Source organism: Glaciimonas sp. Gout2 (assembly GCF_035018905.1).
Classification (GTDB): Bacteria; Pseudomonadota; Gammaproteobacteria; order Burkholderiales; family Burkholderiaceae_D; genus Glaciimonas.
The window spans coordinates 21,693-41,660 of the sequence record NZ_JASJXA010000014.1; the positions used below are offsets into that span (position 1 = coordinate 21,693).

General features: G+C 49.4%; 15 protein-coding genes. 3 read left to right on the forward strand and 12 right to left on the reverse strand.

Annotated features, from left to right (window positions below):
- Positions 1 to 204: 204 nt before the first annotated feature.
- From QN379_RS11715 to QN379_RS11730, 4 genes are all read right to left on the reverse strand, one after another.
- A complete protein-coding gene (locus tag QN379_RS11715) occupies positions 205 to 1,164 on the reverse strand; it encodes an aspartate carbamoyltransferase catalytic subunit (protein WP_322233175.1) in 960 nt (319 codons plus the stop codon).
- Positions 1,157 to 1,687: a bifunctional pyr operon transcriptional regulator/uracil phosphoribosyltransferase PyrR gene (pyrR, locus tag QN379_RS11720; protein ID WP_322233177.1), complete on the reverse strand. Its 531-nt coding sequence runs from the start codon at positions 1,685 to 1,687 to the stop codon at positions 1,157 to 1,159. Before pyrR ends, QN379_RS11715 begins: the two co-directional genes overlap by 8 nt.
- Positions 1,688 to 1,846: 159 nt before the next feature.
- The gene (ruvX, locus tag QN379_RS11725; protein ID WP_322233179.1) at positions 1,847 to 2,233 is read right to left on the reverse strand and encodes a Holliday junction resolvase RuvX; all 387 of its coding nucleotides are present in this window, start codon (positions 2,231 to 2,233) and stop codon (positions 1,847 to 1,849) included.
- A gap of 72 nt (positions 2,234 to 2,305) precedes the next feature.
- Positions 2,306 to 2,881 carry a YqgE/AlgH family protein gene (locus QN379_RS11730; RefSeq protein ID WP_416186848.1) on the reverse strand — a complete coding sequence of 192 codons (576 nt, stop codon included), beginning with the start codon at positions 2,879 to 2,881 and terminating at the stop codon, positions 2,306 to 2,308.
- 283 nt (positions 2,882 to 3,164) lie between these two features.
- Between QN379_RS11730 and QN379_RS11735 the strand changes: the two genes are divergently transcribed.
- Positions 3,165 to 4,655 (forward strand): deoxyribodipyrimidine photo-lyase, encoded by a 1,491-nt coding sequence (locus tag QN379_RS11735; protein WP_323506695.1) that lies wholly within the window; start codon positions 3,165 to 3,167, stop codon positions 4,653 to 4,655.
- 257 nt (positions 4,656 to 4,912) lie between these two features.
- Here QN379_RS11735 and QN379_RS11740 read toward each other — a convergent pair whose 3' ends face one another.
- From QN379_RS11740 to QN379_RS11765, 6 genes are all read right to left on the reverse strand, one after another.
- On the reverse strand, positions 4,913 to 11,149 hold the full coding sequence (locus QN379_RS11740; RefSeq protein WP_323506696.1) for an Hpt domain-containing protein: 6,237 nt from the start codon (positions 11,147 to 11,149) through the stop codon (positions 4,913 to 4,915).
- Positions 11,150 to 11,363: 214 nt separating this feature from the next.
- Entirely contained in the window at positions 11,364 to 13,748 is a 2,385-nt protein-coding gene (locus QN379_RS11745) for a methyl-accepting chemotaxis protein (protein WP_322233187.1), read from the reverse strand.
- A gap of 95 nt (positions 13,749 to 13,843) precedes the next feature.
- On the reverse strand, positions 13,844 to 14,482 hold the full coding sequence (locus tag QN379_RS11750) for a chemotaxis protein CheW (RefSeq protein ID WP_322233189.1): 639 nt from the start codon (positions 14,480 to 14,482) through the stop codon (positions 13,844 to 13,846).
- Positions 14,483 to 14,498: 16 nt separating this feature from the next.
- Positions 14,499 to 14,864, reverse strand: a complete 366-nt coding sequence (locus QN379_RS11755) for a response regulator transcription factor (RefSeq protein WP_322233191.1) — start codon at positions 14,862 to 14,864, stop codon at positions 14,499 to 14,501.
- Positions 14,865 to 14,882: 18 nt separating this feature from the next.
- Positions 14,883 to 15,353, reverse strand: coding sequence for a response regulator (locus tag QN379_RS11760; RefSeq protein WP_322233193.1), 471 nt, complete (start codon positions 15,351 to 15,353; stop codon positions 14,883 to 14,885).
- 247 nt (positions 15,354 to 15,600) lie between these two features.
- Positions 15,601 to 15,753 (reverse strand): rubredoxin, encoded by a 153-nt coding sequence (locus tag QN379_RS11765; protein WP_323506733.1) that lies wholly within the window; start codon positions 15,751 to 15,753, stop codon positions 15,601 to 15,603.
- A 113-nt stretch (positions 15,754 to 15,866) separates the two neighbouring features.
- Between QN379_RS11765 and QN379_RS11770 the strand changes: the two genes are divergently transcribed.
- Together QN379_RS11770 and hemL are read left to right on the forward strand one after the other, a co-directional pair.
- Entirely contained in the window at positions 15,867 to 16,751 is an 885-nt protein-coding gene (locus tag QN379_RS11770) for a hydroxymethylpyrimidine/phosphomethylpyrimidine kinase (protein WP_323506697.1), read from the forward strand.
- Between the two features lie 84 nt (positions 16,752 to 16,835).
- Positions 16,836 to 18,128, forward strand: coding sequence for a glutamate-1-semialdehyde 2,1-aminomutase (hemL, locus tag QN379_RS11775; RefSeq protein ID WP_323506698.1), 1,293 nt, complete (start codon positions 16,836 to 16,838; stop codon positions 18,126 to 18,128).
- A gap of 119 nt (positions 18,129 to 18,247) precedes the next feature.
- Here hemL and mtgA read toward each other — a convergent pair whose 3' ends face one another.
- Positions 18,248 to 18,943, reverse strand: a complete 696-nt coding sequence (gene mtgA, locus QN379_RS11780) for a monofunctional biosynthetic peptidoglycan transglycosylase (protein WP_323506734.1) — start codon at positions 18,941 to 18,943, stop codon at positions 18,248 to 18,250.
- Between the two features lie 18 nt (positions 18,944 to 18,961).
- The gene (aroE, locus tag QN379_RS11785; RefSeq protein WP_322240212.1) at positions 18,962 to 19,786 is read right to left on the reverse strand and encodes a shikimate dehydrogenase; all 825 of its coding nucleotides are present in this window, start codon (positions 19,784 to 19,786) and stop codon (positions 18,962 to 18,964) included.
- Between the last annotated feature and the right edge of the window lie 182 nt (positions 19,787 to 19,968).

Consider the following 19,968-nt stretch of genomic DNA (forward strand, 5'->3'; position numbering starts at 1 on the left):
TAAATTTTTTCTTAGCGAGTTTTTTAATGACACAAAATCGTTGGTCAAGTCTTTAGGAAGTTGCTAAGTAAGCCAATAAGTTAGTTACTTATTGGCTTAGCAAACCAGCGATTATGTTGATCCGTATGCCCGGCGGTAGTGTATAAATCGGCGCATGAATATTCATGCGTCCTCATCGACCGGCGAGCATTATTTTCCGCACATTTAATTTCCTGCCAAAATACTCATCACCGCCATCCTTACTGCAATCCCAAAAGTCACTTGTGGCAAAATCACCGCTTGCGCGCCATCAGCCACGGCAGAATCAATTTCGACACCACGGTTCATTGGCCCAGGGTGCATCACAATGGCGTCCGGTTTTGCCAGCGCCAGGCGCTCTGGCGTGAGGCCGTAGCTCTTGAAAAATTCCTGCGCCGACGGCAACAGCGCTCCGGTCATACGCTCGTTTTGAAGGCGTAACATGATGATGACATCGACGCCTTTCAAACCTTCATTCATATCGGTGAAAACCCGCACGCCCATTTGCTCCAAGCCACTCGGCAATAGCGTGCGCGGACCGATTGCGCGCACTTCCGGCACGCCCAATGTTGTCAACCCATGAATGTCGGAACGCGCGACGCGGCTATGCAAAATATCGCCAACGATCGCAACGGTCAGATTGGTAAAATCTTTTTTGTAATGACGAATCGTGTACATGTCGAGCAAGCCCTGTGTCGGGTGCGCATGACGTCCGTCACCGGCATTGACAACGTGTACGTGGGACTGTTTAGTATCCGTCAGATGTTTAGCGATCAGATAAGGCGCGCCCGATTGCGAATGGCGTACCACGAACATGTCGGCGTGCATGGCGGCCAGATTGTCGATGGTATCCAACAATGACTCGCCCTTGCTTGCGCTGGAGGCAGAAATGTTCAGGTTGATCACATCTGCCGATAAGCGCTTCGATGCAATTTCAAAAGTGGTACGCGTACGGGTGGAGTTTTCGAAGAATAGATTGAATACGCTTTTGCCGCGCATTAACGGTACTTTTTTAACGTCGCGGTCGCTGATACCCACAAACGATGATGCAGTGTCGAGAATGTGCGTAACGACTGAGGTCGGCAGTCCTTCGATGGTCAGCAAATGTTGTAGTTCGCCGTTTTTATTCAGTTGGGGATTAAGCATTGTGATGCACAGTCAAAGAGAGTTCGCCATTTTCGGCGCGATGAAGTTCTAATGATTCGCCAGCCAGCAACGTGATAGTTTCGGCCACAAAATCAGCCGAAATCGGTAATTCACGCCCACCGCGATCAATCAATGCCGCCAGCATGATTTTTGCCGGACGACCGTAGTCAAATAATTCATTGATGGCTGCTCGCGTAGTACGGCCTGTGTAAAGCACGTCGTCCACCAGCAAAATGGTAGCGCCGTTGACGTCGAACGAAATATGGGTCGGCTTGATGTCGGCACGCAGCCCTTTTTCGGCAAAATCATCACGATAAAAGGAGACATCGATAAACCCCAGGCGATCTTTGTCAGACAGGTTCAATGCGGCCACCAACCGTTCAGCAAGCCACGCACCGCCGGAATAGATGCCGACCACCGCAATTTTATCGGCGTTGGCTAAACCGGCGATTACCTGCGCTTCCAATATCCGATATAACGCTTCAGCATCATAGGATGAATCTGGTGAGTGAGTTATTGTCATGAAAATTTATCTTTTTTATAAGTAATCAGTCTGGTTAAGTTTTTTTTAAGTTTTTTTATTAAAGTTTATTATTAAATTAGTTTTATTAAATAAATCTCATTAAGGTTCGCCGCCATTGAGTGTGGGATGCGCGCCCCGATTCAACCTTGCGCGCACAGCTCATTCACTCAACTCATCAAAGTATTGTTGCAAGATGATCGCCGCTGCGCGATCGTCAATCAACTCGCCGCGCTGGTGCGCAATCACGGCCGACGAATAACGCTCGTCGACTAGTACGATGGCGACGCCATAGCGCCCGTGTAACTGGTTGGCAAACCGGCGGCAGCGCACAGTCATCTCATGATCTGCGCCGTCTGGGTGCAAAGGCAAACCGACAATGCAACGGGCCGGTTGCCACTCGCGCATTAAAACAGCTATTTCTTCAAACTTGCCATCGTTGCTGATGGCGCTGATGATGGATAACGGTTGCGCCTGCTTCATCATGGTATTACCAACTGCTACGCCAACGCGTTTAAGACCAAAATCAAAGCCCAGGATCGTTTCCACTAGCGCACCGCCGCGGTCATTGCAACCTTAAATCCAGGTCGAAATGCAATATTCCGCCGGCCTGACATCAACTCAAGCACGGCCAGATTCCCCTGTCAGCATATGAGGATCGATACCAAGTAGTTTCAGGGCTGCCAAAAACCGCTGTTCAATCGGTAAATCAAAAATAATAGTAGGATCTGCCGCGACGGTCAGCCAGCCATTGCGCGCAATTTCCTCTTCAAGTTGGCCAGCTTCCCAACCAGAGCAACCCAGGCTGACCAGGATTTGTGCAGGACCGTTGCCATGCGCAACCGCTTCCAGTACGTCTTTGGAGGTCGTCATCGCAATCTGATCGGTGACTTTGAGCGTCGAAGAATAGGTATTGAGCGGAGAGTGCAGCACAAAGCCACGCTCAACTTGTACCGGACCGCCAAACATGACTGGGCAAGTAGACATGCTGTCGCCAAACTTGCTAATGCTATCGGAGTACGCAACGGCATGCGTATGCTGCGGCGCGATTTCGAGCGTCAGTTCGATTCGGTCAAACAATACGTCCATTGTCATATCGGTGGGCTTGTTAATCACCACCCCAAGTGCGCCGTTGGCGTTATGCTCGCACAGGTAGACGACACTGCCGCCAAACACGGGATCTTGCATCGTGGGCATGGCAATCAAAAAATGATTAGTCAGGTCAAGCGCCGTTGCTTCCTCAGAGGAAGAAGTTACCGCGTGGTCGGGCTGCCAGAATGTTTCGTAGGGGTTTAGTAGCTTAGCCATAATCTGCATTTTATCATTTTTAAATGTGACTATCCTGCTTTGAATAGCTGCTGACCTCGCGTAAAGTAGCCTCATTTGCCCAGAATCTGACTTGCTAAGATAATTTTCTCGAAATAATGACTTTTAGCAATGGTTCGATGTCCACCCGTTTCTTTTCCCATCACCCATCAATATGCCCCAATTTGACAAGTCCCTAGTCTGGTTTCGTCGCGATTTGCGCGTATTCGACAATGCCGCGTTGCATCATGCATTAAAGAATAGTCGCGCCGTCTTTTGTGTATTTGTATTTGACACCGATATTCTGCAACCGCTACGCGAGGCAGGGCTGACCGCCGACCGCCGGGTTGAATTTATTCATGCCAGTATCATGGCTTTAGACACAGCGTTACGAGAATTGGGTGGTGGTTTGATCGTCCGACATGGCTCGGCATTGCCAGAAATTTCGTCTTTAGCAAGCGAACTTGACGTCAACGCAGTATTCACCAATCGTGATTATGAGCCACAGGCGGTTACGCGCGACAACGCAGTTAAAGCCACTTTGGCCAAAAATGGTTGCATCTGGCACAGTTACAAAGATCAGGTGATTTTTGAAACCGATGAAATATTGTCGCTCTCCGCCAAACCTTTTTCGGTATTTACACCGTACAAAAATGCATGGATGAAACGACTTGCCGCGGCGGACGGTGAGTTCTTCCTCAAGCCCTATCCGATTTCGTCCTATGCATCCCGATTGGCAACCATACCGCCAGAGAATGCAGTACCGATCCCTTCGTTGTCAGAATTGGGCTTTACTCAGACCAATTTAAGTGAGCTGAAAATTCCTACCGGCATCGCCGGCGCAGAAGAATTGCTCGAAGACTTCATGCCGCGCATTGGCGGATATGACACGACGCGCAACTTTCCGGCTGTGAAGGGGCCGTCCTATTTATCCGTCCATTTACGGTTTGGGACCATTTCTATCCGCACACTGGCTCGGAATGCCTATCAGGCGATGCGACAAGGAATCGAAGGAAGCGGTGCTTCGGTATGGCTATCGGAGTTGGTGTGGCGCGACTTTTATTTTATGATCCTGCATCACCATCCGCATGTCGCCCAACGCGCCTTCAAACCGGACTACGATGCGATTCAATGGGAGACCGGCGCTCCTGCGGAGGCCGCTTTTCAGGCGTGGTGCGATGGCCGCACTGGCTATCCCTTGGTTGATGCCGCCATGCTGCAAATCAATCAAACGGGTTATATGCACAACCGTCTGCGAATGGTAGTGGCGTCATTTTTAATCAAAGACCTTGGTATCGACTGGCGTTGGGGCGAGGCGTACTTTGCTGCGCAACTAAATGACTTCGATCTGTCGGCCAACAATGGCGGCTGGCAATGGGCAGCATCATCGGGCTGTGACGCCCAACCTTATTTCCGCATATTTAATCCGATTACCCAATCGGAAAAATTTGATAGTGAAGGCAAGTTTATCCGCCGCTATCTTCCCCAATTGGCCAAACTCAGCAACAAAGCCATCCATGCTCCATGGCTGGCCGACGCTGACACGCTGGCCGACGCAGGAATTAAGCTGGGCGTCGACTACCCAAGACCTTTGATCCAACATGATGAAGCACGTAAACAGACACTGGCGCGTTACGCAGTGGTCAAGAAGGTCACGGAAGAATAAACATGACCTGGCTTCATTCGCGTTTCGGCACGCCATCCGATACGAATCAGGAAGTTCCATCAACACGCGCTAACGTAGATTTTTAGCGCTAACCAATACTTAGACAAGTGAAATTGCGTGACAACCTGGAAGGACTCCTGAGTCCTGGAACTATAAGGCGGGCGTCCCTTGCCGGACACCCCCAACTTGACGCTCCGGTTGTCAGCTTGATCTGCTATCACAGCAAACCACACCAAATCACACCAAATCACACCAAATCACATTATTGCTATTTCTTTTTTTACAAATGCACTAATCGCAGCCAACAACGCGTCCTCCTGAAATGGTTTTCCGAGGTATTCATTGACACCTAATTCCATTGCGTAAGTTCGATGTTTTGCGGCTGTGCGCGACGTAATCATGATGATGGGAATATGGCGAGTCCGATCATCGTTGCGGATGTTACGTGTCAGATCAAAGCCATCCATATGTGGCATTTCAATATCTACGAGCATGACGTCGGGCCTGACTGCCTGTAATTGTTGCAGGGCATCGATACCGTCTTTTGCTAATACCACCTGATACCCTTCGCGCGATAACAAGCGCTGCGTGACGCGACGTACGGTTAGCGAATCGTCGACTACCATAACAATTTTTTGCGTTCGGAGACCCTGCACAGGTACGGCCGGTTGATTGGGTGCGACGATGCTGGCGACCGCACCAATCACCTGACCAGGATTGACTAACTCTTCATTAACGTATTGGCTAATCTCCGCCATATTTGACTCGTTACTTTTTACTTTAAGCGGTGAGCGCAATTGCTGGGCCAACCGCAACGCCACTGGCACAGGGTTCAAAATTAATACAATGTCACCTGACCCGAGAACCGTCGCACCGACGATACCGATCATGCGCGACAATTGCGGACCGATATTTTTGACGACCACTTCTCGGTTACCAATGATAGCGTCCACGTGGATTGCCACCCGATCGTTACCGCTGCGCAAAAGAATAATTGGCGAGTATTGCTGGGTTATCGGCGTCACCTGATGCTCCCCCAACAACGCCGACAAGTAATGTAGCGGGACGTATTGGTCCTGCCACAATACTGTGCCGTCATTATAGGCACTCGCCAACGCTGTTGCTTTCAAGTGTTGCACTTGCTCTACCAAGGCCGACGGTACTGCATAAGTATTGCTGCCGGTCGAAAAAATGACTACTTGCGTCACAGCAAGCGTAAGCGGTAAATGAATCGTAAAATGCGTTCCCTTGCCGGCTTCACTGGAGACTGCAACACGGCCACCGAGCGCTGCGGCTTCAGAGCGCACAACATCCATACCAATTCCACGACCTGCAAGTTTAGTCACTTCAGTAACGGTAGAAAATCCTGACCGGAAAATAAAATCATTTAACTCACCGTCAGAGAGTTGCTGCCCGCTGTCCAACAAGCCAAGTGCCTCAGCCTTGTCGCGGATGTGGCCTAATTGCAAACCTTGGCCGTCATCAGACAGCTGAATCAATATCTCGTTACCATTCTGACGAATTTCAATTTTCAATTGGCCAACATCGTTCTTACCGGCGGCGCGACGACCTTCACGTGATTCAATGCCGTGAACGATCGCATTACGCAGCAAATGCTCAAAAGGTCCGACCATTTTTTCTAGAACGCTACGATCAATTTCCACCGTGCTACCGCGAATATCCAAATTCACACGTTTGTCGATTTCTTTCGATACCTGGCGCGTCAATCGATATAATCGCTCGGCGACACTGGCAAACTGCACCATCCGCACATGCATCAAGTCTTGTTGTAAATCACGCGTAAGGCGTCCTTGCATAACAAGGTCTGCGCTAGTGCTTTCTACCGTCTTGGTCAGGCTTTTTTGTAGAGACGACACATCATTGACGCTCTCTGCCATGATCCTGGTTAATTCTTGCAGGCGCGTAAAGCGATCAAACTCGAGTGGATCAAATTCGCGCTCACCTGCCAATGTCATCCGCGAGGATATCTGTGTTTCTGCTTGCATTTCAATTTCACGTAACTGACCACGCAAGCGGTCAACATTTTCGGTCAACTCCACCAAGGATTGTTGGAGCGAACCCACGCCAGATTCCATCCGAGAGCGGGCAATCGACACTTCACCAGCCTGATTCACCAAGCGGTCTAACACATCGGCATTGACGCGCACCTGCGTCACTGCGGCAACACCAGGAACTGTTGCTAGCCATGGCGCTGGCGCGCTACCGTGAACAGCATTCGCCGACATCAGGTTCGTGGCACCAACCGACGTTGACACCATATTTCTCGGATTGAACACCTTCGCGTCTTCCAATGCACTTCCACTTATCGCCTGTGGTGTCGCCTGTTGGAGAGCTTGTTGGAGAGCCTGTTGAGCAGAAGAAATTGGGCTTGGACGTTGCAAGCCTTCGAACATCTGGACGCCATGATCGTAATGCGCCAGCAATTCTTCAATCACATGCGGCGATGGCGTGGGGCTGTATAACGTTGCCTCAATATGACTTTCCATCTCGTGCATATGCTGACCAAGCACCATCGCACCTGCCATACGCGCGCTACCTTTAATGGTGTGCAAATGTCGCAAAATAGCGTGTACGGTTTCTACTGGAATGGCAGTAAGAGCGTGGCTATGAATGCCACTATTACGATCAGAATTGCCATCGTCGCCATACATTGCAGTACTCTGCCAACTTCGTAATGCACTTTCGATTTGCGGAAGAATATCGCGCCCTTCTTCCAAAAATACAGGCAATAAATCAACATCAATCTCGTCACGTAAAATCGAAGAGGGATCAACGTCGAGCCCGGTAGCATTGATCGCTTGTAACGACGCAGATATAAGCGGTCGTCGGTTAATCGTTAGCGATTGTTGATGTGGCCTGACGCTAGCCGCGTTTTCTGAAGGGTTTATTCGCTGATGTTCGGGATAAACATCTGATTGAATAACTGTCTCATCAGCGAGATCATCAATCTGCACTTGCGGCCCATGCCGTAAAGCCTCAAGCGCGCTGACCAATGCAGGTTCGTAGTACGGCATTTCACTTTGCGCAAATTGCTGCAACATCCATTTGGCCCGCGTGATCGTCGATTCAATAATGTCGAATTCTTGCTCGCGCACGGGGCTTGGCTGTAAGGCCATCCTCTGCAAAACCATTTCTAGCGCATGCGCAACGTTATGTAATGGTTTAAAGCCAACGGTCGCAGAGCTTCCCGCCAGCGAATGCGCGGCGTAGATGGATTGCACGGCGACTGGCCGTTCTGGTTCGTGACGCCATTCAGAAAAGTCGTGTGATAACAAGCGTACCAACTGGTCGGTCTCCGACAAGTAAATGTTATACAGCGGCAGGCTGATCGACAAATCTCCAATTTTTTTAATGCTGTCATCTTGTCGCGTCTCGGGCAAACCTGGAAAACTAAATATCTCTGCGCCGGGATCAAAAAAATCGGCGTGAATATTCGACAAGCTCGCGTGAGAAAATTTGCTCTGATCAATCGACCCAATCTGACTTGGTTGATAGGCTGCCTCATCGTTTTCTAACGCTGAATTATCGCGATTAAAAGAAAAGAGTAGCGCCTCCGCGTTACCAATTAAAGCAATATTCTCTATATTTGACGAAAGTGATAGATCAATGTCACGGAATGCCGCGCTGCTTGGCTTAATTGGCGTCGTAGCGGACTCGACCAACAAAAATGTTTTCCCATCGCGTACTTGTTCTGCATATTCGATGAGTATTTGTGAGGTACGGGTTGAGCCTCCATCTGCGTAAACCTCTTTTACCCAGTCGTCGAGGAAGACTACCGCATGGTCAAGCAACGCATATAAATCGGGCGTACCGGATCTTGCCTCGGTGAGCCACAAATTCAGCACTTGCTCAACAGCCCACGATGCATCCCCAAATGCATTCATGCCGATCATCCGGCTACTACCCTTTAATGTGTGAAAAGCCCGTCGTAATACGATGAGATGTTCTTGCGCATCAGGTGCTGAGCGGGCAAGCGGAACTGTCTGCTGGACGATGTCCAGCACTTCCTCTGCTTCTGACAGAAAAATATCGAGAAGCTCGGCGTCGGCCTCTTCTTCACTGATCTGAGACGGCGCATCCAAATCCATTTCTGGAAAATTTTCGACATTATGATGTGGCACAATCACAGCAATAATCTCAGTGAGCGACTGCTGTGATGCGGAAAAATATTGGTCGTTGAGAATCTTAATCGCAGCTTGAGCTCGTTCGACAGCCGCATGATCGTCACTTAGGGCTGCGTCGACCCGCAATTGCACTAACGCGTCTTTTAGCTGCCCGTGCAGAGCGGCATTCTCTGGGTTTGCCGCCAGTGACCGCGCCAACTCTACAGATTGGGTCTGATGTTGCAACAACTCGACTTCTACAGTCGGCACATCAAGAAAAGACAACGATGGTAGCGCTTCCAAGAATGACGACGATATTGACTGACTGCTGTCGCCAGATTTTTCCGTAAAAACATCGGTCTGTTCTAATTTCTCAAACGAGGTTTCTATAGGCGATATTGTAATGGTGGAGATCGAGGCAACTGAATGCGGCATCGCTCCACTCTGTAGCAAGTGCACCGCAGTGTGGCGCTCTAATAAATTCACGCGAAATACACTGCGTTGCGGATCGAAACTTAAGCGTATAGTTTGCGAACCGAAGGCATCCGTGAAGTCAGACTTATCGGCTTGGTGCTGCACTGCCTCAAGATAGAAACTGAGCGCGCCGATGTTTTGTGCAATGCGCTCAAACTCCTCCTGTGCTGGCTCAGCCACATCCTCTCCCGCGTCAAAAAGCTGTTGAAGTGCGACGCGCGTATGCGCAACCACGGCTGCCGCCTCTGACTTCTCTTGTATAGCAAGCGCCCCTTCGATCTGATGTAAGACATAGTCGATCTGAGTTAATACTTCGCGCTTGGTTTGCATTACAAAATATTCGTCGAGTAACTTTTCGACATGGCGCAAGCTAACTAGCATCTCGCCAACTAGCACCTTGACTATTTTTTTTTGTTGCGCGTCCCGATAGATATCATCCAACCAAGGCATCGGTTCAGCGGGTGGCTCATCTGACATCACTGATAATAAGTGTGCCGTCATGGCATCGGCACTTTCCGAAAAATTCACCGGCAAACGGTTAATACAGCTAAGGGAGTATTCGATAAATAGTAAACTCGTCGCTATCTCCAAACCGATTGGATCACCCTGTCTGGCCAAGGTGGCATGACGCGCAATACCGCTTAACTCTCGCAATAACTTAGCGAGAGATGGCGCGTTTAACTTACTGCCAACAGCGCTCAACCCAAGCATTTCTTGCTCAAACTCCTGGTGAAGATCGGGCTCACCAGCGGCGAGACAATCCCACATTTGTTTAGCCCGCGTTAAATGTTCTTTGGCCGCACGTAAAGCTGCCAAATCAACCTGACCATACCGATGCAAAGAAAAATCCGATGGAACGAGTCCATCCAGCCGATAAGTGCTACGAATCTGTGCGTTTAGTGCTGATGGAGCATCTATTCTGGAGATAAAAAATAATGCATCGCGTAAAAGACGTTCCGAGATACTTGATGAGCCCTGACTTAAACGACGTAGCTGTAAATTGATGCGGGCAAATAACTGCTTAACGAACAACTCGTTTGCAATTTGCGCATTCGCCACGCCATCGGCAAACCCTTGCAATACCCACCAGAAAGCCCTTACCTGATGATTTTTTTGCACAAGAGAAATATCAGCAATAACAGCCTGCATAATCGCCGCATTGGTACACTCAACGGTGCTATCGGCACTTTTTAAAAATGGCAAGAGGGCCATTTCAAAACGTTTGCGCAATGGGCTGTAGTCGACCGACTGGTCGATCACCTGATCGCTCAATTGTCCAAGCAACGGGCTCGCTCCGAAGCTGGTAGAACTCTCGATCATGTCGAACTGCGGACGAGTCGTCAAATCAGGGAAAAACAAGTCTGCAGGATGAATCCGATCAGCGCCGCGAATTTCTAGTAGTGCTTTGTAATAGGGGAACAATTTCACAGGCTGGTGCATCGCCCCAGCCAATAGTTCTTCCAGATATTCGATCAATGCCTGATAAGCAGATTGAATACTCTGCACGTTTTCAACGGTTAGCGCTGTCCGACCAATACATTGCTCAGTTTGCGCATATTCAAGTAGATTTTCAACGGCGTCAGTAATCACTGTGACACCGTCTATATCCACCATTTGCAACGCACCGTGCGCCTGATGCAAATATGTCTTGGCATATTGCAGCGCAGTAGTTTGATCGTACGGGGGCACAACGCCACCCACAACTGGTGTCTCAACAACGTCGGTTGCCGAAAGATCATCACTTACCGCCAATGAGTACTGTAAAGCCTGGAGTGATTGTCCAAGTGCTACGCGAATTTCGCTCATCACCCAAGACAACGGGCCGGTATCTAATTGCATTGGTTGCATTGGCTGTATTTGTGACACTGTAGCGGGCCCGTGAAAATCTGTGCTCATGACTGCCTCATCAGTTCTAAGGAATCAATACGGTCATCCCACGGGTTGACCTGATTCAGGTGACTTGATCTTATTGAACGTAAAAAGTGTGAGTGATATTTTTTCAAATTTTGCAATTTAACATTCAGACTATAGAGACTAACTTTATCGCCAGTCTCTCAATTCCGTTACCAGGAAAGATAGCCACGCTGCAATCGAATCAATAAAGGTGTTGTTAGTTGGTGACGCGGAAGCGCGATACCGAACTTTTCAAATCTTCTGCAAGTTTAGACAACTCACGAATAGACGACGCAGTCTGACTAGTTCCTTCCCGTGTTTTTTCGGTCACCGTAAGAATATTCTGAATGTTGGAAGCGACACCATTTGCCGAGTTTGCCTGCTGCTCAGTTGCCAACGAAATATTTTGAATCAATTCGGCCAACAGGTTCGACACGCCACGAATGTCTGACAGTGCAGCGCCAGCGGCATCGGATAGCTTTGCTCCTTCGACCACGCCCTGTGTCGACTTTTCCATCGCGACCACGGCATCGTGCGTATCGGTTTGAATGGTGCGTACCAGCGCGCCAATCTGCTTGGTTGCCGCACCGGAGCGCTCTGCCAGGCGCTGGACTTCTTCAGCCACCACCGAAAAGCCACGACCCGCCTCACCAGCGGATGCAGCCTGAATCGCTGCATTCAATGCCAGCACATTGGTCTGCTCCGTAATATCAGCGATAAGCTCAGTGATTTCACCAATCTCTTGTGAAGATTCTCCAAGACGCTTAATCCGCTTTGAGGTTTCCTGAATCTGCTCACGAATTTCATTCATGCCGGTAATGGCGTTTTCAACGGCTTTTGAACCCTCTTCTGCCGCACTTACCGATTGCCGTGCCACATCAACGGACGCGCTCGCGGATTTGGATACATCCGTAATCTGTGTTGCCATTGCCAACACCGCTAGCGTAGCTTCCTTGATCTCGCGCGCCTGTGTTTGGGATGCCTCTAACAATTCGGTCGAAATGCTTTGCGCCTGATCTGACGCTGTCGTTACTTGTCGTGCAGTCGCGGTGACACGACCAACCAGTCCGCGCAACTCTTCAACTGTGTAGTTCACGGAATCCGCAATAGCCCCGGTTATGTCTTCAGAGACTGTCGCTTGCACCGTCAAATCACCGTCCGCTACCTCTTGCAACTCGTTCATTAAACGTAAAATAGCTGCCTGATTCTGGTCGTTCAAGTTGCTGGTATCCAGTTCATGCTGAATAGCCATTAAGCGCTGATCTTCGGCTTCAAGTCGACGCATGTCTGCGTCGTGCGTTCGACGGTGTCCGTCCTGTAATTGGACCCACGCGATTCCGGCCGCAGCCAATAGGGCGAGCAACGCCGATGCCAGCATCAGCCAAAATGGAAGGCTAAGTTCATCCTGTGCATTACGATAACTATCTTGCAAGGTACTCAGGCGCTGCTTTAACAGTTCGTTTTCGGTAAAGATCAATTCTTCGGATTGCTTAGTCGATACAAAGTTCTGTATGTTCGCCAAAATAGCGGTGACGGCGACCTGGTATTCAGCAAAGCTGTTTTCTAACTCAGCTAATTTTTGGCGCTCTTCTTCATTTTTGGAAGCGGGCAAACGCAATATGGCGCTACCATTCAAAAACCCACTAACGATGTCGCGAAAGGTGTTGGTATCCTTGCCAAGCAAAAATGCAGTTTCAGGATTAACCCCCTGAGAAGTCAGAAATTCATTGGCGCTGCGCCCTAGACGCTGCGTCAGCATTACAAGTTGTGAGGCTGCGGAAATTTCGCGCGGTGTTGCTCTGCCTTCCGTCTTCATCGCGGCAATTTGCTCCGACAAATCCAGCAATACAGGCGAAATCCCGTTTAGCTTTTGTAAGATTACGCCAAAGCCTGACAATTCTTTTTGGTGCTTTAAGATAGTCTCAGCTGCCTTATCGGTGTTCAACCAAACTTTCTCCACATCCGCGGCTGCAGAAGCCATTCGTGGGCTCGGCGCAGGAATTTCGCTTCCTTTGTACACCCCACCGGTAGTCAGTAAAACCAAATCCTGATTAAGTTCTTTGCGGCTATCGGACAACTGCTTAAACGCTTCTGTATTACCCTGAATAGCATTCGGCGTCGCTTTACCAATCCGCTGGGAATGCATCAACGCATCGCCTGCAATTTGGGTCTGCGTCGCAATTAGCGTGTCACTTCTGGTACTCAACCACAGGAAGACAATCGTCAGCACGAGGCCGGCACCCATTATGGCCAATAGGGTACGAACTTGCTGCTGTTGCGGCAACTTGCCGATCAGTGGTAATGGCTTGTCTTGATACGATCTGAAGGGCTGACTTGCTGCACCAGATGCACCAGATGACTCCACTGAACTAGTTGCGTCTATAAATTCCGATGATGGAAATACTGCCGAGGCGTTGAGCGATGATGCTTCATGGCCCCGCATCATCAGCGGTGCCTGGCTTTTGTTCGACGTTGCGCCATGCTCGCCGACTGCGGCAAGCGATGCTATCCCTGCGGGTCCCGACTCTTGTCGAAAAAAATTGCCGCCATTAATCTGTTCTTCTTTCGCCGTCTTGAATAGGAACGGTAGTTTAAATGCCATTGCTGAATCTCCTAATTGCCAATTCGATGCTGCCCGATGTCACCACTATTACGTCAACTGCTGACGTCGATAAACTGGCCTCTATTTCCCTGATTTCATCTACCAATGTGTAAAAATCGTGGGCTACTTAGTACCTGCGTCAATTTGAGTTCAGTCCAGAGCTGCGACTCACTATCCAAATACTGTGCGGCACTTGCCTTCACACTATTAACTGGATCAGCCCTACCGGCGGCTTCAACTCCAATCCCGTCGACATCCTGGGAAATCGGTTGCAAGACCATTTCATCGATATTGCGTAAGCCGAGAACTCGACTTACCAATAAACCGCTGTTAAATGCTAGTGCATTGGCAAATGCGACAATCCTCGTATCTTTGTCGATGACCGTGATGGCCTGCCCTTGATAGCGTGCAAAATCGATAACGCTTATTAAGGTACCGCGGATATTTGTCAGACCGAGATACCAATCCTGCGTCAACGGTACTTTGGTGATGCGGTCAACAGCGACAATTTCACCCGCTTCTTCCAGGCTAAGTAGCCAGCGTTGTTGCCCGATTAATAAACCTAATTGGTTATGGTGGACCTTGACACCGCTGCGTGCAGCTTCCATCCGTTCGAGTAAATGCGATTGAAATTCACGTAGACGACTACGCCGCGCATCCGCGTCAGTGCCGAATTTGCGCGGAGGAGGGACAGCCAAATACGGTATATGCGGATCAGCTTCTGATTGGCTCATTGAATAGCGCCTGGAATTAGCCGAGTGCTGCGATTTTAGCCAGCAACTCCTGCGGATTAATCGGCTTCACCAGATAATCACGCGCACCTTGGCGCAAGCCCCAAATCCGATCTGTCTCCAGGCCCTTACTGCTACAGATGATGATGGGAATATCTTGCAACTCCGGATCGCGTGAAATGGAACGTGTGACCTGAAATCCGTTTTGACCGGGCATCACAATATCCATCAATATCAAGTCCGGTTTGTCGGCCTTGATTTTGCTGATAACGCCGTCGCCACTCTCAGAGGTCGAGACGGAGTAACCGCCTCTTGCCAGAATATCTGTCAGAAAATAACGCTCTGTAGGAGAGTCGTCAACAACCAAAACCTTTTGAATGGCCATGCTCAACCTTTACTTCAATTATGTCGGAATAGGTACCAGCGCTGTTTCAGCTGGCATAACAGGGGACGTCGTAGAAGCGAATGCCTGATTCGCTTCCTGAAGATGCTGTGTGTAGTGGTGGACAGTCTTTAGCAGACTATCTTTGGTGAAAGGCTTGGTCAGATACTCGTCGGCACCCACCATCGCGCCTCTGGCACGATCGAATAAGCCGTCTTTTGAAGACAACATCACCACTGGCGTTGCATGAAATCTGGCACTCTTTTTGATAAGCGCACAGGTTTGATACCCATCCAGTCGGGGCATCAAAATATCACAAAAAATAAGGGCGGGCTTATGGTCGTTAATTTTGGCAAGGGCATCAAAACCATCCTCTGCGAGGATCACTTGATAACCCGCCAAATTTAAAAAAATCTCGGCGGAACGACGAATAGTGCTGCTATCGTCAATCACCATAACCTTCAGGCTTGCGATGCCAATGGGTTGTGTCATGAAGTTTTTGTCCAGATCAATTTGATTTACCAAATCACTGTAACAAAGTTCAAGAAACTTTAGAACAACATTTCGACGCACCGCCAAATTTGACGGTTTTTTTTGAGTTTACTACAGAAAAGTCTGTCACTTTTGATCGTTGAGTAGCGATTAATCTGCTATTTACACAGATTAATTACGCGGTTTAATCTGCATGACATTTCATCCAGATGGGATCAAATTGCAACTAACAACTAAATTGCTAAAATTACATTACTACCATTTCAAAATCTTCCTTTCGCGCACCACATTCCGGACAAGTCCAGTTCATAGGCACGTCATCCCACAGCGTTCCGGCAGCGATTCCCTCTTCCGGCAATCCCTGCTCTTCGTCGTAAATCCAGCCGCAAATCAGACACATCCAGGTTTTATATGCTGGTTTTGACGCTTCGTTCGATGTTTCGTTGGTATTGCTCACGGCGGAAACCCTTCAATCAAGTAAAATGTAAAGTCGGATATCTTAATCTAACAGCCGTGCAAAACCAAACTTCTCCTCTTATATTGACATTCGGTGTTGCTGATCCAGTCGGCGCCGCTGGAATTCAGGCAGATCTTGCCACATTTTCTTCCATGGGTTGCCATGGATTATCGGTTATTACCTCGATTTTAATCGGTGACACTGCACGTATCGAAGATACGCAGCAGATTGACGCCGATTGGGTCGCTGATCAAGCCCGCGTTTTACTCGAAGATATGCCGGTGGCCGCCTTTAAGGTTGGCGCAATCGGCAGTATTGAAAGTGTCTCCGTGATCGCAGAGATCGTCTCCGATTACCCTGACATTCCTTTAATTCTCGATCCGTTCCTGACGGCGATGCCTGATCAAGGTCAGGATAGCGAAGATCTTCTGACCGCGATGCGCGAACTATTGATCCCGCAAAGCACGGTAATGGTCTTGTCGGCCGTCGAATTATCGCGACTAGCCGAAACCTGGCGCGAACCGTCGACACAGGATCTATCGACTGTCGATGCAATGCACATCATCGAACTGGGATGCGAATACCTGTTCGTCACCGGAACACCCGGGACAGCAGCAGAAATCAGCAATACGCTGTTTAACGATACCGGGATACTGCGGCAAGATAGCTGGCCGCGCGTCTCTGGCTCGTTTAGCGGTGCTGGCACTACGCTCTCCGCTGCCATTGCTGCAATGCTGGCAAACGGGCTTGATGTTCCCGAAGCGGTCTCCGAAGCACAAGAGTTCACCCTCGCTGCGGTCATGGCCGGCCAACGACTCGGTATGGGAAAATTGGTCCCCGACCGTTTTTTCTGGGCCCGAGAAGATGTTTTGGATGGACTTGCGGAAGAGGAAAGCCAACAAAACGACGAGAAAGAACAAAATCCACCAATAGTATCTTGATGTAGTTGGGCTGCATTGCCTGACTGTTCATTTTTTTGCCCTTAATATGAAGGGCGCGCACCCTATTCTAATGATCCTTACGACATGACATCCAATAACGATACGCTATTTTCCCGTGCGCAATTAACGACTCCTGGCGGTGTTAATTCGCCAGTGCGCGCTTTTCGCTCGGTAGGCGGGACACCACGTTTTATCACGCGTGCTGAAGGACCTTATTTCTGGGATGCGGATGATCGTCGCTACATTGATTACATTGGGTCGTGGGGTCCCGCGATCGTTGGTCACGCTCATCCAACCGTGGTTAAAGCAGTTCAGGACGCCGCCGCCCGCGGACTAAGCTTTGGAGCGCCAACCGAAGGCGAAATCCTGATTGCCGAAGAAATCTGCAAACTGATGCCATCAATTGAGCAACTGCGTCTAGTTTCGAGCGGCACAGAAGCCACCATGAGCGCCCTGCGCCTGGCACGCGGTGCCACCGGACGCGACAAAATCGTCAAGTTTGAAGGTTGCTATCACGGTCATGCTGACTCGTTACTGGTTAAAGCTGGTAGTGGTTTGCTAACCTTTGGCAACCCTACTTCGTCTGGCGTTCCAGCCGATTTCGTCAAGCACACACTGGTACTTGACTACAATAATGTTTCCCAGCTGGAAGAAGCGTTTGCAAACATGGGTGACGAAATCGCCTGTGTGATCGTCGAACCGGTTGCTGGCAACATGAATTTGATTCGCGCCACGCCGGAATTCTTACAAGCTATGCGTAGTTTGTGTACAAAATATGGTGCTGTGCTCATTTTTGATGAAGTCATGTGTGGCTTCCGCGTGGCACTTGGCGGTGCGCAAGCGTTGTATCAGGTTGTCCCGGATATTACCGCGCTCGGCAAAGTCATTGGTGGCGGCTTGCCGGTGGCCGCATTCGGCGGTCGCGCTGACCTGATGCAGCACATGGCACCACTCGGCGGCGTCTACCAAGCCGGTACACTATCCGGCAATCCAGTCGCAGTCGCAGCCGGCATGACGACACTGAAGTTGATTCAGGAGCCTGGTTTCTACCAACACCTCAGCGCGCAAACCCTGAGGCTGACACAAGGCCTGACTAAAGCTGCGGCTGACGCCGGAGTTGCTTTTTGTGCTGACGCTATCGGTGGCATGTTCGGTCTCTACTTCTCAGAAAAAGTACCGAATACTTTTGCTGAAATGATGGCTACCGATAAAGAGCAGTTCAACGTATTTTTCCATGCAATGCTGGATGCGGGCGTGTATTTGGCACCGTCTGCCTTTGAGGCTGGCTTCGTGTCCGCACAACATGATGATGCAGTGATAGAGGCGACGCTTGAGGCGGCGTGTGGGGCTTTTGCAAAGTTACGCGCAACCTCGTAAATTATCCGACTAGTCATCCAATACCGCTAAAGTGTGATGGACTAACAATAAAACCGCTGGTAAAGCACGTTGCTTTACCAGCGGTTTTATTTTTATAAAGCCAATATTTTATTGGCTGCTTACGGCAACTCGGCCGATCCCATGCGCCGCAAAATCAAACCAGTGCGCCTCGACAAATAAGCTGATCCGCGATTTTTGTCATAAAAACGCGGACGTGGCAGCATGACCGCCAACCGCGCAGCCTGACTAGCACCAAGATTAGCCGCTGATGAACGGTAATAATGTTGGGCTGCTGCTTCAGCGCCGTAGACGCCGCTTCCCCATTCCACAACGTTCAGATAGATCTCGTAAATCCGCTCTTTATCCATGAGAAATTCAAGCATGTACGTGATAACGAATTCCTGACCTTTGCGAATATAACTGCGCTCCCCCGATAAAAAGAGATTTTTGGCTAATTGCTGGGTGATGGTTGAACCACCAAGCATGATTTTGCCTTTTTTATTATTTCGCGCGTACGCTTTTTCCAGTGCATCCCAGTCAATTCCTTCATGCTCTGAAAAATTAGCATCTTCCGAAGCAATGATGGCACGCTTTAAGTTAGTCGAAATACGGTTATACGGTACCCATTTGTATTGCAACTGAACAGTCGGATTCGTTTCGCGCAGGACTGACAATTGATGTCGCATGAAGCTGGTGGAACTAGGGTTGTGATCGACCCACCACCAAATTTGAACGAAAAAATAAAGTTGCAACGCTAATATTGCGACAATGACAATCAGGAACAAACGCCACACCAGTTTACTGACAGATTTCATCATTATTTCCCGTCAGAATTAAAGCTGCGCACGCAATGCGGCAAACACGTCGCTAGTGTTCGGTCGGACGGAGCGCCAAACAAAAAACGACTCTGCCGCTTGCTCCACCAACATTCCTAAACCATCGCGCACCGTTGCACCATGGGCACTGGCAAACTGCATAAACACGGTAGCTTGTTTGCCATACATCATGTCATAGGCCAAGGTCTGCGGTCCAAAAACGTTTGCTGAGATTGGCGGCACGTCGGCTTGTAAACTGGCAGACGTCGCGTTGATGATCAAGTCAAACGGACCATGCACATCCGCAAACCCGCAAGCAATGATGGTATTTTCCTGAGGAAATTTTTGTGCAAACTGGTCCACTAATTCTTGCGCTTTAGCCACTGTCCGGTTAGCCAAAACCAGTTGCGCTGGACGCGCCAGCAATAGTGGCAATAGCGCCCCACGCGCCGCACCACCAGCTCCCAATAACAAGACGCGCTTTCCAGCGATTGGCGACCCTGCATTACGCACGATATCTGTCACCAAACCGATACCGTCGGTATTATCGCCAATTATCTGTTCATCTCTGAAAGCGAGGGTGTTGACTGCCCCTGCGGCTTCGGCGCGTGCGGTCAACGTTGTTGCCAATGCGTAGGCAGCAAGTTTAAATGGCACGGTAACATTCGCGCCTTTACCGCCTTGCAAGATAAATTCCCGTACCGCATTCGCAAAACCATCCAGCGGCGCAAGCAAGCGCGCATAGTCGATAGACTGTCCGGTTTCAGCAGCAAAACGCGCATGAATATCGGGGGACTTGCTATGCGCTATCGGATTGCCAATGACGACATAGCGATCTGGCATGGAAGAAGATTGCACGGAAGCTAATATTGCGTTTGATAAATCGCATGAGTTTGAAGCAGGTGCAGACATAATGTTGGCAGTTTTTTATGTTATTTTTTGGAACACCACACATCGATGTTCTATCGATAAAGACTGATATTGAAAGCTTTATGAAAATTTTTTATTAATATTTATATTGATAC